This is a genomic window from Rhodococcus sp. 05-2255-3B1 (genome assembly GCF_002258545.1).
Classification (GTDB): Bacteria; Actinomycetota; Actinomycetes; order Mycobacteriales; family Mycobacteriaceae; genus Rhodococcoides.
Map to the genome: position 1 here is coordinate 182,967 of NZ_NOZC01000004.1, position 14,902 is coordinate 197,868.

Below are 14,902 nucleotides of genomic sequence, written 5' to 3' on the forward strand. Positions count from 1 at the left end.
TTCTTGGGTTGTTGCCGTAGAAGTTGCCAGTTGGTTGAATGGCGTATATGTCGATGCCGCGCCTGAGCGCTCCACCTGCGACGGCAGGCGAGGTTTTCGCTCTGGTCCGCGATGGAGAAGCTGATACCCGGGCCGAGCTCGGCCGGATCACCGGACTGTCACGGTCTGCCGTCGCGTCCCGCGTCGCCGCGCTCACCGGCCTCGGCCTGGTCATCGAAACCGAGGACACGCACTCGACCGGCGGCAGGCCTCCGGCGAGACTGTCGTTCGACATCGACGCCGGAGTCGTGCTCGCCGCCGCGATCGGACGCAGCCGCTCCCAGCTGGGCGTCTTCACCCTCGGCGGCGAGTTGCTCGCGAGCGACACCGTCGACCAGGAGATCGGCGTCGGCCCGGACGAACTGATGCCGCAGATCACCAAGCGACTGCAGGCACTGCTAGACGAATCGCACCGAACCGGCCACCGCATCCTCGGGGTCGGGCTGTCCATCCCCGGCACCGCCGACACCGACCGAGGGTGCAGCCTGGACTCGCCGATCATGCACGGCTGGGACGGGGTGCCGCTGGCCCCGTTCTTCGCCGATACGACGTCGGCTCCGGTGTTTCTCGACAACGACGCCAACGCGATGGTCCTCGCCGAACGTCGCGACAACAGAGATCGCTTCCAGAACGCCCTGTTGGTCAAGGCCTCGACGGGCCTCGGCGCAGGGATCGTGGCAGGCGGCGCACTGCAACGCGGATCACTCGGGGCTGCAGGAGAATTCGGCCACACCAAGACCGCAGCTGCAGCAGGTGTCGCCTGCCGATGCGGCGACAGCGGCTGCCTCGAAGCCATCGCAGGCGGCTGGGCACTGGTGCGCGCACTCAACGAACAGGGCCGCGAAGTCGGCCACGTCCGCGGCGTCGTCGACCTCGCGGTGAGCGGCGACCCCGAGGCACGCAGACTCATCCGCGACAGCGGTCGCCACATAGGCGAAACTCTGGCCGGGGCCGTGAACCTGCTCAACCCCGAGGTACTCATCATCGGCGGCGACATGGCGAACGCGTACGACATCTTCGTCGCCGGGCTGCGTGAAACCGTCTACGGCAACGCCACCGCACTGGCCACCAAGGCCCTCACCATCCAGGCCACCACCCATGGCGACCTCTCCGGAGTCATCGGTAGCGCCGCGCTGGTGTTGGATCAGGTGCTCAGCGCCAGAGCCGTGGACGACGCCCTCGGCGGCTGATCGGCACGCGCCGTCGGCACGGTTGCCGCTCGTCGCACTCCAGCGACCGCCGGGCGCACGGCGATGCGTCGATTCGAGGACGTGCGCCCGCGCCGGACATAGGGTGATCGCAGTCACACCTGCGAGCCTGGAGACCCCACACATGTCACTGAAAGCGGCCGACGAACCACACGTCGAATTGCTGAAGACAGATCCCGATCTGCCGCCCGTCGGCGTCGTCGAGTCACATCCGATGACCCCGATCAAGCGCCTCATGCTCGTCGCCATCGGCCTTCTCGGCGGTGTTGCGTGGACGATCATCGCGATCGTCCGCGGAGAGAATCCCAACGCCGTCTGGTTCGTCATCGCCGCGGTGTGTACCTACATCTTCGCGTTTCGCTTCTACGCCAGGCTGATCGAACGCAAGATCGTCTTCCCACGCGACGACCGCGCCACCCCCGCCGAGATTCTGGAGAACGGCAAGGACTACATGCCGACGGACCGTCGGGTGCTGTTCGGCCACCACTTCGCCGCGATCGCCGGAGCAGGCCCGCTCGTCGGACCCGTCCTCGCCGCTCAGATGGGTTACCTCCCGGGCACCATGTGGATCATCATCGGCGTCGTGTTCGCCGGTGCCGTACAGGATTTCCTGGTGCTGTGGATCTCGACGCGACGCCACGGCCGCAGCCTCGGCCAGATGGCCCGCGACGAACTCGGAGTTGTGGGCGGCACCGCCGCCCTGGTCGCGGTGTTCGTCATCATGATCATTCTCATCGCGGTGCTCGCCCTGGTCGTCGTCAACGCACTCGCCGAGAGCCCGTGGGGTGTCTTCTCCATCGCGCTGACCATTCCGATCGCACTGTTCATGGGTGTCTACCTACGCTTCCTGCGGCCGGGCAACGTCACCGAGGTCTCGCTCATCGGCGTCGTCCTGTTGCTGCTCGCCATCGTGGCCGGCGGTTGGGTTGCCGAAACCGATTGGGGCACCGACTGGTTCACCCTCTCCAAGGTGACCGTCGCCTGGCTGCTGATCGGCTACGGTCTGCTCGCCTGCATCCTGCCGGTATGGCTGCTGCTCGCCCCGCGCGACTACCTGTCGACGTTCATGAAGGTCGGCACCATTGCCCTACTGGCCGTCGGCATCCTCATCGCGCGTCCCGAGATCCAGATGCCCGCGATGACCAGCTTCGCCACCGAGGGCAACGGGCCGGCATTCGCAGGGTCCCTGTTCCCGTTCCTGTTCATCACCATCGCCTGCGGCGCACTGTCCGGCTTCCACGCTCTGATCTCCTCCGGCACCACGCCGAAGCTGCTGGAGAAGGAAAAGCAGATGCGCATGATCGGCTACGGCGGCATGCTCACCGAGTCGTTCGTCGCCATCATGGCTCTGATCACGGCGTGCGTCCTCGATCAGCACATCTACTTCGCGCTCAATGCCCCGGCGACATTGACCGGTGGCACTCCCGAGGCTGCAGCTCCCTACGTCAACGGATTGGGACTGAGCGGCGGAGACATCACGCCTGCCGAATTGAGCCAGGCCGCAGCCGATGTGGGCGAGGAGACGATCATCTCCCGCACCGGCGGCGCACCGACACTCGCGTTCGGCATGTCCGAGGTACTGCACCAGGTGTTCGGCGGGCCGGGGCTCAAGTCGTTCTGGTACCACTTCGCGATCATGTTCGAGGCACTGTTCATCCTCACCACGGTCGATGCCGGCACCCGCGTCGCGCGCTTCATGCTCTCCGACAGCATCGGCAACCTGCCCGGCGCATCGGCCAAGAAGTTCAAGGATCCGTCGTGGCGTCCCGGTGCCTGGATCTGCTCGCTGATCGTCGTCGCAGCCTGGGGCGCAATCCTTCTCATGGGCGTCACCGATCCACTGGGCGGAATCAACACTCTGTTCCCGCTGTTCGGTATCGCGAACCAACTGCTGGCCGCCATCGCACTGACGGTGGTACTCGTCATCGTGGTCAAGCGTGGCCTCTACAAGTGGGCCTGGATCCCCGGAGTTCCACTCGCCTGGGACCTCATCGTCACCATGACGGCGTCGTACCAGAAGATCTTCTCCTCCATCCCGGCCATCGGCTACTGGACGCAGCACTCGCAGTTCCGCGACGCCAAGGCGCAGGGCCTGAGCGAGTTCGGTAGCGCCAAGACACCCGAGGCCATCGACGCCGTCATCCGCAACACCTTCATTCAGGGCACGCTGTCGATCATCTTCGCGGCACTCGTCCTGGTGGTCGTGTTCGCCGGAGTGTGGGTCTGCATCAAGGCAGTGCGGGGAGACAACCTGCCCGACAACGAGGAGCCCGAGGTGCCGTCGAAGATCTTCGGTCCCACCGGGTTCGTCCTCACCCCGGCCGAGAAGCAGATCCAGGCCGAATGGGACGAGCTGATCGACGCGGGCACCGTCCGTCGCCCCGGATCGGCGCACTAGATGCGCGGGCTGTGGTGGTGGATCACCTCGGTGATGGGCGACCACGATTACGACCGATACGTCGCCCATCTGGCCCGCCACCACCCCGGTCAGGAACCGCCGACCGTGCGGCAGTACTGGAAGGATCGGCACGCGGAGGCGGACCGAAACCCGGGGGCACGCTGCTGCTGACACGGTGATGTCCGATTTCCGCTAGCACCGACGCGTCCACGCTGACACAGTAGGTGCATGAGCAGCGAACGGCAGGTGCAAGAACTGGACTTCGATCGGTGTTATCGCGCGGTCTCCTCGCGTGATGCACGGTTCGACGGCCAGTTCTTCACCGCCGTCTCCACCACCGGCATCTACTGCCGACCCTCCTGCCCGGCCCGCACACCCAAGCCCGGCAACGTCTCGTTCATGGCCACCGCAGCGGCGGCGCAACAATCCGGCTACCGAGCCTGCCGCCGCTGCCAGCCCGACGCCACCCCCGGTTCCCCACGCTGGAACATCCACTCGGACCTCAGTTCTCGTGCCATGCGACTGATCTCCGACGGAGCCGTCGAACGTGGTGGCGTCGATGGCCTTGCCAGCACCCTCGGTTACTCGACCCGTCAGTTGACGCGCGTGCTGACGGCCGAAGTCGGTGCAGGTCCGCTGGCGTTGGCGCGCGCGCACCGCGCCCACACCGCCCGCACACTGATTCAGACCACCGACATGTCCATGGCCGACGTCGCCTTCGCGGCCGGCTTCTCCAGCGTTCGGCAATTCAACGACACCATCAAGGAAGTCTTCGCCGTCGATCCGTCGACACTGCGCAGAGAAGCACACCGCACGGCCGTTGCGACCGCGGGTGGAACGGTCACCCTGCGCTTGCCGTACCGCCCACCGCTGGATCGCGGCTGGATCGAGTGGTTCCTGCGGGGCCACGTGGTCGAGGGCATCGAATCCTTCTCCGAGGACGGCGAATACGTGCGATCGCTGCGCCTGCCGCATGCCGCCGGGCTCGTGGCGTTGCTGGTGATGGACGGATTCGTCAGCGCCGCAGTGACATTGCAGGACATGCGCGATCTTGCCCCCGCCGTCGCTCGGATTCGCCACCTGCTCGATCTCGACGCCGATCCACTCGCCGTCGACGACGCCCTGCGCACGGATCCGCAGCTGGCACCGAGCGTCGACGCCCACCCGGGCATCCGCGCCCTCGGAGTGGTCGACGGCGCAGAGATGTTGCTGCGCACCGTGATCGGACAACAGATCTCGCTCAAGGCTGCGGCCACCCACACCGCCCGGCTCGTCGATGCTCTCGGTGCGCCACTCGATCTCGGCAACGGAACCGTCACCAGGTTGTTTCCCGAGCCAGCCGTCATCGCCGAACGTGGCCACGAAGTTCTCACCGGACCTGCCGCCCGGGTCCAGACCGTCATCCGCGTCGCCGACGCCATCGCGTCGGGAACCGTCGTGCTGCATCCCGCGCGAGAAGGGCCCGAACTGGAGCGAGAGCTGCTCGCGCTCAAAGGAATCGGACCCTGGACCGCCCGGTACGTCGTGATGCGACTACTCGGCGATCCCGATGTTCTGCTCGATACCGATCTCGTCGTCCGCCAAGGTGCTCAGGCACTCGACATCTCGTTGGACAACTCTGCCCGCTGGGCTCCGTGGCGTTCGTACGTCTCGATGCACCTGTGGATCACCGCACTGGAAAGAAGACAGCCATGACTGCCACCGCCGCCACCCAGGACACTCCGATCGGGCCGTTCAGCACCATCGTCGACGACGATCAGCGCGTCCTCGCCTCCGGGTGGACCGCCGATGTCGAAGAACTCCGCGTCCTGATCCACCCGACGATGCGACCCGACACCGTGCGCAGGGTGGCCGATCTCGGTGACGTGACGCGCGCCGTGGAGAACTATCACCGCGGTGAGCTGACCGTCATCGACTCCGTTGCCGTCGCGCAACGATCCGGCGAATTTCTCATGCACGCCTGGGGAGTACTGCGCACCGTCGAGCCCGGTGCACCGGTGACCTACTCCGAGTTCGCCGAACTGTCCGGAAGACCGGCAGCGATTCGCGGTGCTGCGTCGGCGTGCGCGCGCAATGCCGCCGCGCTGTTCGTGCCGTGCCACCGGGTGGTTCGAATCGGCGGGGCGCTCGGCGGTTTCCGTTGGGGGCTGCCGGTGAAGAAGTGGTTGTTGGCACACGAGGCTGCTTGAGCACGTCTCGTCGACGGGTCGTCCGATGGCGGTGACATACAGGCTGAGTACGCCGGACGTTATGGTTCTTCACGAACCGCCACCCGCCGAATGTGAGGACCCCACAGTGACCGAATCGGCAGTTCCCGGTAAGACGTCGAAGTCCGAGACGTCCGGCAATGATCGCGGTGACCTCATCGGGGTCGGCGGTGTGTGGTTGGCCAAATGGTCGCTGATCCTCATTTCCATCGCAGCCGGGGCGTGGGTGTTGGGCTGGCTGATCGGGCACCTCTGGGTGATTCTGCTGCCGGTCCTGCTCGCCGTGATCGTCGCGACGGTGCTGTGGCCGCCGGCCAAGCTGATGATGCGTCTGGGATTTCCTCCCGCTCTGGCCGCATCGGTGTCGCTCGTGGTGTTCTTCGTCGTCATCGGCGGCATCATCACTCTGATCGTTCCGTCGGTCGCCGAGCAGGCACCGGAGTTGGTCGACCAGGCATCGGGCGGTATCGCACAGGTTCAGGACTGGTTGAAGGGTCCACCGCTGAACATCGGCGACGACCAGATCGACTCGGCCGTATCGGCCATCGTTGCGCGGCTGCAGGACAGCGGCGAGGTCATCGCCACCGGTGTGTTCACCGGCGTATCCGCTGCGGGCTCACTGTTGGTGACCCTGGCGCTGGTGTTGGTACTGACGTTCTTCTTCGTCAAGGACGGGCCGAAGTTCCTGCCGTGGTTGCACGGATTCTCCGGTGGCCGCGCCGGCCGCCATCTGGGCGAGGTGCTCTCACGGATGTGGGCGACTCTCGGCGGGTTCATCCGAACTCAGGCCATCGTCAGTTTCATCGACGCCTTCTTCATCGGTCTGGGACTGGTCATTCTCGGTGTTCCGCTGGCGCTGGTGCTGGCGACCCTGACGTTCATCGGTGGCTTCATCCCGATCGTCGGTGCGTTCGTGGCGGGCGCTCTCGCCGTTCTGGTGGCCCTGGTTGCGAACGGGCTGACCACTGCACTGATCGTGCTCGCCATCATCGTCGCGGTACAGCAGCTGGAAGGCAATGTGCTGCAACCGATCCTGCAGAGTCGCAGCATGAACCTGCACCCGGCGATAGTGCTGCTGGCCGTGACCGGCGGTAGCTCACTGTTCGGCATCATCGGCGCGTTCCTCGCCGTCCCGGCTGCCGCGGTGGCTGCCGTGCTGATCAGGTACCTGTCCGAGCAGATCGACGCCCGCTCGAACGAACCGGACCAGGACGAACTCGAGGACGAGATCCCGCCGCCCGAGGGGCTGACCGACGAGCAGGCCGGTCTGGACGACGAGGACGAGTCGAAGTCCGACAAACCTTCGTCAGGTCAGGACGCGACGACCTGAAGTGTCGATCCGGTGCGCTCCCGCTTGACGTAGAGGCGGCTGGGAATGCGTTGACGCATCTCGTCGACGTGGCTGACCACGCCGACGACGCGTCCGCCCGCACGTAGTTCGTCGAGAACCGACATCACCGATTCGAGGGTGTCGGCGTCGAGCGTGCCGAATCCTTCGTCGATGAACATCGTGTCGAGGACGACACCTCCGGATTCGGCGGCCACCACATCGGCCAGGCCCAAGGCGAGCGAGAGCGACGCGAGGAACGCCTCACCGCCCGACAGTGTTTTCGCCGAGCGCACGACGCCGGTGTAGTCGTCCCTGATGTCCAGTCCGAGACCGCCCCGTTTGCCACGGACGCCTGCCTCGTCGGAGTGCACGAATTCGTAACGCCCCGAAGACATTCGACGCAGCCTCGCGGATGCGGACTCGGCTACGTCCTCGAGTCGGGACGCGAGGACGTATGAGCGCAACGACATCTTGCGAGCATTCTGCCCCCGGCCTGCCACGACGTCCGCCAGGTTCGCCAGTTCGTCGAACTCGGCGCGTTGTGGCGCGATGGCCTGGGCGGCGGTGAACAGTTCGGTGATCAGTCGTTCCAGATCGTCTGCGCGCCTTCGGCATTCGGCCACTTCGGCAGCAGCGGCCCTGACCTTCTCGTCCAGCTCGGAACACGCATGTGCCAGCGGTTCCAGATCCACCGGCGGCCGGCCGGCCACGTCCACGATGGCGGGCTCGCGCAACACGTGCTCGGCATGTGCGCGCGCCTCCTCGGCGGTGCGCAGTTCGGTCTCGATCTGCTCGACGCGGTCGGCGGCCAGCACTGCCCCGGCTGCCGCGTCGACGGACTCGAAGCTCGACGCCTGCACTCGCCGGTCGAGTTCGGCTGCCAGCTCATCGGCCCGCGCAGTGGCGTCGAGCCAGGCGATACGCGCCTCCTGAATTCGCCGGGCACCGTCGATCAAGGCTTCCCGCTCAGCGATTCGGTCCACCAGCGACGCGCCCTCGTTCACTTCCTCGGCGACCGACGCTCGCATCTGCGTCAGCGATTTCTCGGTGGCCGAGATGCGTTCGTCGACGGCACTGCGCGAGGCGACGAGGTCGTGGAGCCTGACCGTCAGCGCGTCCGACTCGCTCCGCAGCCGATGCAGTTCCGCGGTTGCGGGTTCGACATCGGCCGCACGTGCACGAGCGTCCTGCACTGCGGTGGTCGCGGCATCGAGAATCCGGGTCAGTTCCGCAGCGGACTCCCCTCCGGTGCGATCGTGCAGCAGGTCCACGCCGCGTTGCGCTTCTGCGACGACCGCGACCGCTTGTTCGAGCGCAGCAGCAGCCTTGCGTTCCGCGGCGGCGGCCTTGTCTTCCTGCGCCTTGGTCACCGTCGACGTCGACGCGGCAGCGGGATGCGGGTGCACCTCCGATCCGCACACGACGCACGGCTCCCCCGCCTCCAGACGAGCCGCCAGCTCGGCCGCCATCCCGTCGATGCGTCGCTCACGGAGATCGAGCAGGTGCGCCCAGGCCGTGTTGTGCGCTGCTCTGGCGCTGTCGCGCGCCCGCTCCGCCTCGGCCAGAGTCGCGCGTGTGCGCACCAGGGCGAGGGCGGACTCGGCCGCCGCGCGGGCACGATCGCATCGCTCCTCGAGACCCGGCAACTCTGCCTCCGCCGAGGATGCTCGTGCCACCCGAGATTCGACCGCTCCGATCTTCTCTGGCATCGACGCCTGCGACTGCACGGTGCGTTCGATCGCCGCTGCGGTGGTGCGTTGCTGCGCACGACAGTCGGCGAGGGTGCCGTCGAGTCGGTCGGCTTCTCGGGCCAGACCGAGCAGCGACTGCAACCGCGCGACATCGGTGGTCCAGTCACGCACGAACTGTGCGACGACCGTGCGCTCGGCCGACGGATCCGCCGGTGCCGGTGGCCAGTGCAGTGCAGCGTGGAAGCGTCGGCCCTCCGCCGTCGACGGGAGGGCATGCTCCGCCGCCGCGAGTGCGGACGTTGCGGCGTCGGTCGCCAGTCGTGCGAGACGGAGGTCTGCAGCAGTGTCCGCGATCGGCCCGGCGGCCGCGGAATCGGCGAGCTCGATTCTGCGCGCTGCTCGCACCGTCTCGCCCTCCCGATACTGCACGAGTTGCCCCTCGGCGAGAGCGCGTCGACGCTGCAGATCTACAACGGCGGTGGCCTTCGTCAGCGCTGCCGACGCACGCCGAGCAGCCGCATCGATCAGCACCGCTCGACCTTGCGCGAGGGTCCGATTCTGCCGGGCTTCGTAGAGGACGTCGGCCGCCCATTCGAGGGGGTCCGGCTGTTCGCCGTCCTCGCCTGCGGGCTCGGGCACACCCGATGCCTGCGACACCCGGCCGAGCATGATGTCGATGGCGTGGTGAGCTTCGGCGAGTTCGGCGGCGAGCTCCCGGCGGCGCTGCGCGAACCACTCCTCGACATCACCGAATCTGCCTGTGTCGAAGAGTCTTTCGAGCAGGTTCCCGCGTTCGTCGCTGTCGGCTCGGAGGAACCGCGCGAACTCACCCTGCGGCAGCAGCACCACCTGAAAGAACTGGTCGGCACTCATCCCGAGCAGCGCGTTGACGGCGTCACCGATCTCGCTGAGCCGGGTGAGGTTCTGCCCGCGGCCGTCGAGCCAGGTGAGACTGGCCTTGGCGTGTTGCTTGGTGGTACCCGTACTTCGCAGCTTGGGCCGCAGGAATTCCGGACTGCGCACAATTCTGATCCGACGCCCACCGAGTGTCGCTTCCAACGTGACCTGTGGCACCGCACCCTTGGCCGCGTGATCGGACAGCAGCCGCTTGCCCTCGCGACGAGCTCCGGGCACCGTTCCGTACAGCGCGAACGCCACGGCGTCGAGAACCGTCGTCTTGCCGGCTCCGGTGTGACCGTGCAACAGAAACAGCCCGTCGGCCCCCAGCGCATCGAAGTCCACCGTCTCCGTGCCCGCGAAGGGGCCGAAGGCGGTGATCTCGAGTGAATGCAGCCTCATGCAGCACCGCGGTCGGCCGTGGTGGCCGACCCGCGGGTGGCCTCGGTCTCCCGTTGCACGGAGGCCAGAGCGCGGGACAGGAGCTCGGATTCCGCGGCCGTCGGCACGCTGCGCATGTCCGTCACGAAGGAGGTGGCGATGTCGAGATCGCTGCGGCCGCGCACACGGTCGCGGTAGCGAAGCTCGCCGGATCCCTCCGGCCGACGCCATTCCAGGTGGATCGCGTGCGGGAAACGCTGCTGCAACAAGCGCATTGCGTCGACCGGTCGCACCTCGTCGGTGAGCACGGCGGAGACGTAGTGATCCTCGAACTCGCAATACGCTGCGTCCGTGGTCAATTCCTCGAGCGTTCCTTCGATGCGGGCGAGGCCGCGGACCACCGGCAGATCCACTCGCTCGACAGTACCGAGCCCGTCGGCATCGAGATCGATGATCCATACCGCCTTGTGGTGCGACCGCTCGCCGAACGAATAGGGCAGCGGCGAACCGGAGTACCGCACCCGGTCGGTGAGGGTCTGGGGCGAATGCAGATGTCCGAGCGCCACGTAATCGACCCCGTCGAACGCCGACGCAGGCGCGGTCTCGATACCGCCGGAGGAGATCGACCGCTCCGATCCGGTCGCTTCACCGCCGACGATGAAAGCGTGGGCGAGCACGACCGAGCGAACACGTTGCCCTGCCTCGCTTCTCGTCGCGAGGTCGCCGCGCACCCGATCCATCGCGGCACCGAGAACGTCGGCATGAGTACGCGCAGTGGGAACGTCGAGTTCGAGGCGAGTGGTTTCGGGCTCGAGATACGGAATGCCGTAGAACGCAACGCACCCGTGCTCGTCGTCGATGACGACCGGGGTCGCGACATCGCCCACCCGCGTCATCAGATGCAGCCCTCCTGCCGACGCGAAGGCCGCGCCTGCGCCCAGTCGAGCGGGTGAATCGTGATTTCCCGACGTCGCGACGATCACGGCACCGGCCGCGCGGATGGCCTCCAGTCCGCGGTTGCAGACCAGGACGGCATCGGCACTGGGAACAGCGCGGTCGTAGATGTCGCCCGGCACCACCACCACATCGATCGATTGTGCCGCAACCAGTTCCGCGATGGACCTCAGCACAGCGCCCTGATCGGCCAACAGGTCGACACCGTGAAAGGTGCGACCGATGTGCCAGTCCGAGGTGTGCAGAATTCTCATGCGTTCGACGCTATCGGCAAGCACCGACAAACTATTCGAGGCTCGTCGGCCTGTCGGACGTGAGCTGCGGTCCACAGCCATCGAGAACCGAAGTTGTCGGTACCGTCCTGCATCATCTGCCCCATGAACATTCTCACCGCGTTCGGACTGCTCGTCGCACTCGGTATCGGCGCGGTCGTCGGCTGGTTGTTGCACGCTTCGCGGATGGGCGATCGCGCCGTACGAGCCGAGGCCCAACTGGCCGCGCTGCGCGAGCACGAGGGCATGCTTCGGCAGTCGCTGAGTGCGGTCAACGAGGACTCGGCTCGACGCAATTCGACCGTGATCGGCCAACAGGTCTCGCACCTGGTCGAGCCGTTGCACGACGCCGTCGATGCGCTCTCCGAGCACGTCCGGCAGGTCGAGCACAATCGCATCCGGGCGTACGCGGGACTGTCGGAGCAGGTCACCGGTATGCACCGTGCATCGATGCATCTGTCCACCCAGACCGGTCAGCTGGTCACCGCCCTGCGCGCACCGCAGATCCGGGGCCGGTGGGGCGAGATCCAACTCGAGCGAGTCGTCGAGCTGGCAGGCATGCTCAAGCACTGCGATTTCGACACTCAGGTCAGCAAGGACGGCATCAGACCCGACATGATCGTTCGTCTCGCCGGCGGACGCCAGATCGTCGTCGACGCCAAGGTGCCGTTCGCGGCGTATCTCGACGCCGCCCAGGACGAGGATCCCGGCGCGCGGGAGAAGAATCTGCGACGCCACGCCAAGCAACTGCGAACCCACATCGACCAGTTGGCCGACAAGGCGTACTGGCAGGCGTTCGAGCCGACGCCGGAGTTCGTCGTGCTGTTCGTTCCCGGCGACCCGTTTCTCGACGCGGCCCTGACATCGGACACCGGTCTGCTCGAGTACGCCTTCGGCCGGAACGTGATCCTGGCCACCCCGACCACCCTGGTCGCTCTGCTGCGCACCGTCGCCTACACGTGGAAGCAGGAGTCACTGGCCGAGGACGCCGCGCGCATCCAGCAGTTGGGACGTGAGCTGTACACGCGGATCGGTGTCGTCTCGACGCACCTGGACAAGCTCGGTGCCCACCTCGGCAAGGCCGTCGAGTCCTTCAATTCCACCGTCGGGTCGGTCGACACCCGGGTGAGCGTGACGGCGAGAAAGCTGCACGAGCTCGAACTGTTCGACGCCGAGCCGGTGGACATCGCCCGAGTGGACGAGCGTCCCAAACTGTCCGATTCGTCCCGCTACCGGCACGACTTCGGTCATGTCAGCGATGCAGTCGGCTGAACAACGGCTAACCTCGGGGGGTGTCTACCTCCCAACGTGCCCGCTCCGGGGTACCGCTGGATCACCGATCCATCCTCGCGACCCTGCCCGGCGTTCCCGCATGGGGTGCCGTCGCGATCGCCGCGGGACTGACTTTTCTCGGATTTCTGATCGATGCCGCACGCGGTACCGAGCTGACCGGTGCGTTCGCGTTCATGTACATCCTCGGCTGCATCGCCGGCGTCCTTCTGGTCCGCTTCCGCGGACTGTTCACGGCGATGGTGCAAGCCCCACTGATCCTGTTCGTGGCCGTGCCGCTGTCGTACCAGTACTTCACCGACAACGCAGGCACCAGCCTCAAGGACATCATCCTCAACGTTGCCATTCCGCTGGTCAACCGGTTTCCGCTGATGCTGCTCGGCACCGTGGTCGCCGTCGGACTCGGAGTCCTGCGCATCGTGCTCAAACGCCAGAACACGCATGCCCCCACCCTTCGACGAAGCCAGAAGACCGAGGGCACTGTTCGACGCAGCCGCAAGCCCGGTGACGACAAGGCGACCAGAGCCCAGCGCCGGGCACAGGACGAGCGCCCGGAACGGTCCCGCAGGCGCGCAGCTGCAGCCGATCGCAGCACCGACTCCGCGGCCGAGGCCACCGACATCGTGCCCGGGCCGTACGTCGGTCGCAGAAACACCGATTCTCGCCCGCGACCCGACGCCGAACCTCGCTCGAGTTCGAGCCCACGACGATCGGCCGCGTCGGCACCACAGACTCGATACGCCGCCACCGACTCACCTCGGCAGGACTACAAGCCCGAATACCAGAAGCCCGAGTACCCGCGAACGCAGTATCCGCAGGGACAGTCCCGTGAGGCACAGCGACCGCAACCGTCCGAGCCTCGTTTCTCGGCAGAGTCACGGTATTCGACCGAACCTCGTCGCGAGCGCTCGGCCCGGGTGCACGCTCCTCGCGAGGTCGCCGATCCGTACAGCACCGGAGCCAGGCCCGTCGTGACTCCTCGGCCGAACGCTTCCTCGGCACCCGGTTCGCCCGCAGAGGACGGCCAGGGCAATCACGCTCTACCCACCCCGCACCGGGACGACATTCCCCCGCATCCGGTGCCGCGGGTTCGCTACCGCGACCGCCACAGCGACTAGCCCGAACACGAACGAACGCCCCGTATCGGTTCCTGCTCCTGCGCAGGTTTCCGATACGAGGCGTCGACTTTTCGCTGACGTCGCTTCTAGCGAGCGGGACGCAACTCTCGGGGCAGAGAGAACACCAGAGTTTCGTTTGCGGTGGTGACCGGCTGAACGTCTGCGTAGCCGTGCTCGGCGAACAGTTCGATGACGCCCTGCACCAGGATCTCCGGTACGGACGCACCCGAGGTGATACCGATCGTCTCGACCCCGTCGAGCCAGGCCAGGTCGATTTCCTTGGCGTAGTCGACGAGGTAGCTCGCTCGCGCACCCGCACCGAGCGCGACCTCGACCAACCGCACCGAGTTGGAGGAGTTCTTGGAGCCGACGACGATCACCAGATCGCATTCCGGTGCCATCGCTTTCACGGCGACCTGACGGTTCTGTGTGGCGTAGCAGATGTCGTCGCTGGGCGGGTCCTGCAGCGTCGGGAAGCGCTCACGCAGTTTCGCGACCGTCAGCATCGTCTCGTCGACACTCAGCGTGGTCTGGGACAGCCAGATGACTTTGTTCTCGTCTCGAACGGTGACGTTGTCGACCGATTCGGGCCCGTCGACCAGCTGAATGTGCTCGGGAGCCTCACCTGCGGTGCCCTCGACCTCCTCGTGACCTTCGTGGCCGATGAGCAGGATGTCGTAGTCGTCTCGGGCGAAGCGCTTGGCTTCCTGGTGCACCTTGGTCACCAAGGGGCAGGTGGCGTCGATCGTGCGCAGGTTTCGCTCGGCCGCAGAGGTGTGTACGGCAGGTGAGACACCGTGCGCGGAGAACACCAGCAGCGATCCCTCGGGAACCTCGTCGGTTTCCTCCACGAACACCGCGCCGCGATCGGACAGCGTCTCGACCACATGCCGGTTGTGCACGATCTCCTTGCGCACGTACACCGGCGCACCGTGCTGTTCGAGCGCTTTCTCGACGGTCTCGACCGCACGATCGACACCCGCGCAGTAGCCCCGCGGCTCCGCGAGCAGCACTCGCTTACCCCCGGCGTACGAGGACGCACCCGTACCGGCGGACTGTGCAATACCAAGATTCAGTGGAACAGCCGAAGACATACCTACCAGGATACGTGCACCGA

At 66.4% G+C, this 14,902-nt stretch carries 11 protein-coding genes; 8 read left to right on the plus strand and 3 right to left on the minus strand.

The window, feature by feature from the left end; translation table 11 throughout:
• Positions 1-47: 47 nt before the first annotated feature.
• From CH249_RS03045 to CH249_RS03070, 6 genes are all read left to right on the plus strand, one after another.
• On the plus strand, positions 48-1,229 hold the full coding sequence (locus tag CH249_RS03045) for an ROK family transcriptional regulator (RefSeq protein WP_094629557.1): 1,182 nt from the start codon (positions 48-50) through the stop codon (positions 1,227-1,229).
• A 142-nt stretch (positions 1,230-1,371) separates the two neighbouring features.
• Positions 1,372-3,645 (plus strand): carbon starvation CstA family protein, encoded by a 2,274-nt coding sequence (locus CH249_RS03050; RefSeq protein WP_094682223.1) that lies wholly within the window; start codon positions 1,372-1,374, stop codon positions 3,643-3,645.
• Positions 3,646-3,816, plus strand: coding sequence for a YbdD/YjiX family protein (locus tag CH249_RS03055; protein ID WP_072692145.1), 171 nt, complete (start codon positions 3,646-3,648; stop codon positions 3,814-3,816). It begins immediately after the preceding gene.
• Between the two features lie 57 nt (positions 3,817-3,873).
• Complete coding sequence (locus tag CH249_RS03060) at positions 3,874-5,340, plus strand: AlkA N-terminal domain-containing protein (RefSeq protein WP_094682166.1); 1,467 nt, start codon at positions 3,874-3,876, stop codon at positions 5,338-5,340.
• Positions 5,337-5,834 (plus strand): methylated-DNA--[protein]-cysteine S-methyltransferase, encoded by a 498-nt coding sequence (locus CH249_RS03065; RefSeq protein WP_045199133.1) that lies wholly within the window; start codon positions 5,337-5,339, stop codon positions 5,832-5,834. The genes CH249_RS03060 and CH249_RS03065 overlap by 4 nt, the downstream gene beginning before the upstream one ends.
• Positions 5,835-5,940: 106 nt before the next feature.
• Positions 5,941-7,182 (plus strand): AI-2E family transporter, encoded by a 1,242-nt coding sequence (locus tag CH249_RS03070; RefSeq protein ID WP_306436620.1) that lies wholly within the window; start codon positions 5,941-5,943, stop codon positions 7,180-7,182.
• Here CH249_RS03070 and CH249_RS03075 read toward each other — a convergent pair.
• Positions 7,164-10,172, minus strand: coding sequence for an AAA family ATPase (locus CH249_RS03075; RefSeq protein ID WP_094682168.1), 3,009 nt, complete (start codon positions 10,170-10,172; stop codon positions 7,164-7,166). The genes CH249_RS03070 and CH249_RS03075 overlap by 19 nt on opposite strands.
• On the minus strand, positions 10,169-11,359 hold the full coding sequence (locus tag CH249_RS03080) for an exonuclease SbcCD subunit D (protein ID WP_094682169.1): 1,191 nt from the start codon (positions 11,357-11,359) through the stop codon (positions 10,169-10,171). Before CH249_RS03080 ends, CH249_RS03075 begins: the two co-directional genes overlap by 4 nt.
• A gap of 123 nt (positions 11,360-11,482) precedes the next feature.
• Here CH249_RS03080 and CH249_RS03085 point away from each other — a divergent pair, with 123 nt between their 5' ends.
• Positions 11,483-12,649, plus strand: a complete 1,167-nt coding sequence (locus CH249_RS03085; RefSeq protein ID WP_032394037.1) for a DNA recombination protein RmuC — start codon at positions 11,483-11,485, stop codon at positions 12,647-12,649.
• 20 nt (positions 12,650-12,669) lie between these two features.
• The gene (locus tag CH249_RS03090) at positions 12,670-13,785 is read left to right on the plus strand and encodes a DUF6542 domain-containing protein (protein ID WP_179273059.1); all 1,116 of its coding nucleotides are present in this window, start codon (positions 12,670-12,672) and stop codon (positions 13,783-13,785) included.
• Positions 13,786-13,871: 86 nt separating this feature from the next.
• On the opposite strand, the gene CH249_RS03095 is transcribed toward CH249_RS03090, so the two are convergent.
• Complete coding sequence (locus CH249_RS03095) at positions 13,872-14,879, minus strand: 4-hydroxy-3-methylbut-2-enyl diphosphate reductase (RefSeq protein ID WP_045199125.1); 1,008 nt, start codon at positions 14,877-14,879, stop codon at positions 13,872-13,874.
• Positions 14,880-14,902 lie beyond the last annotated feature (23 nt).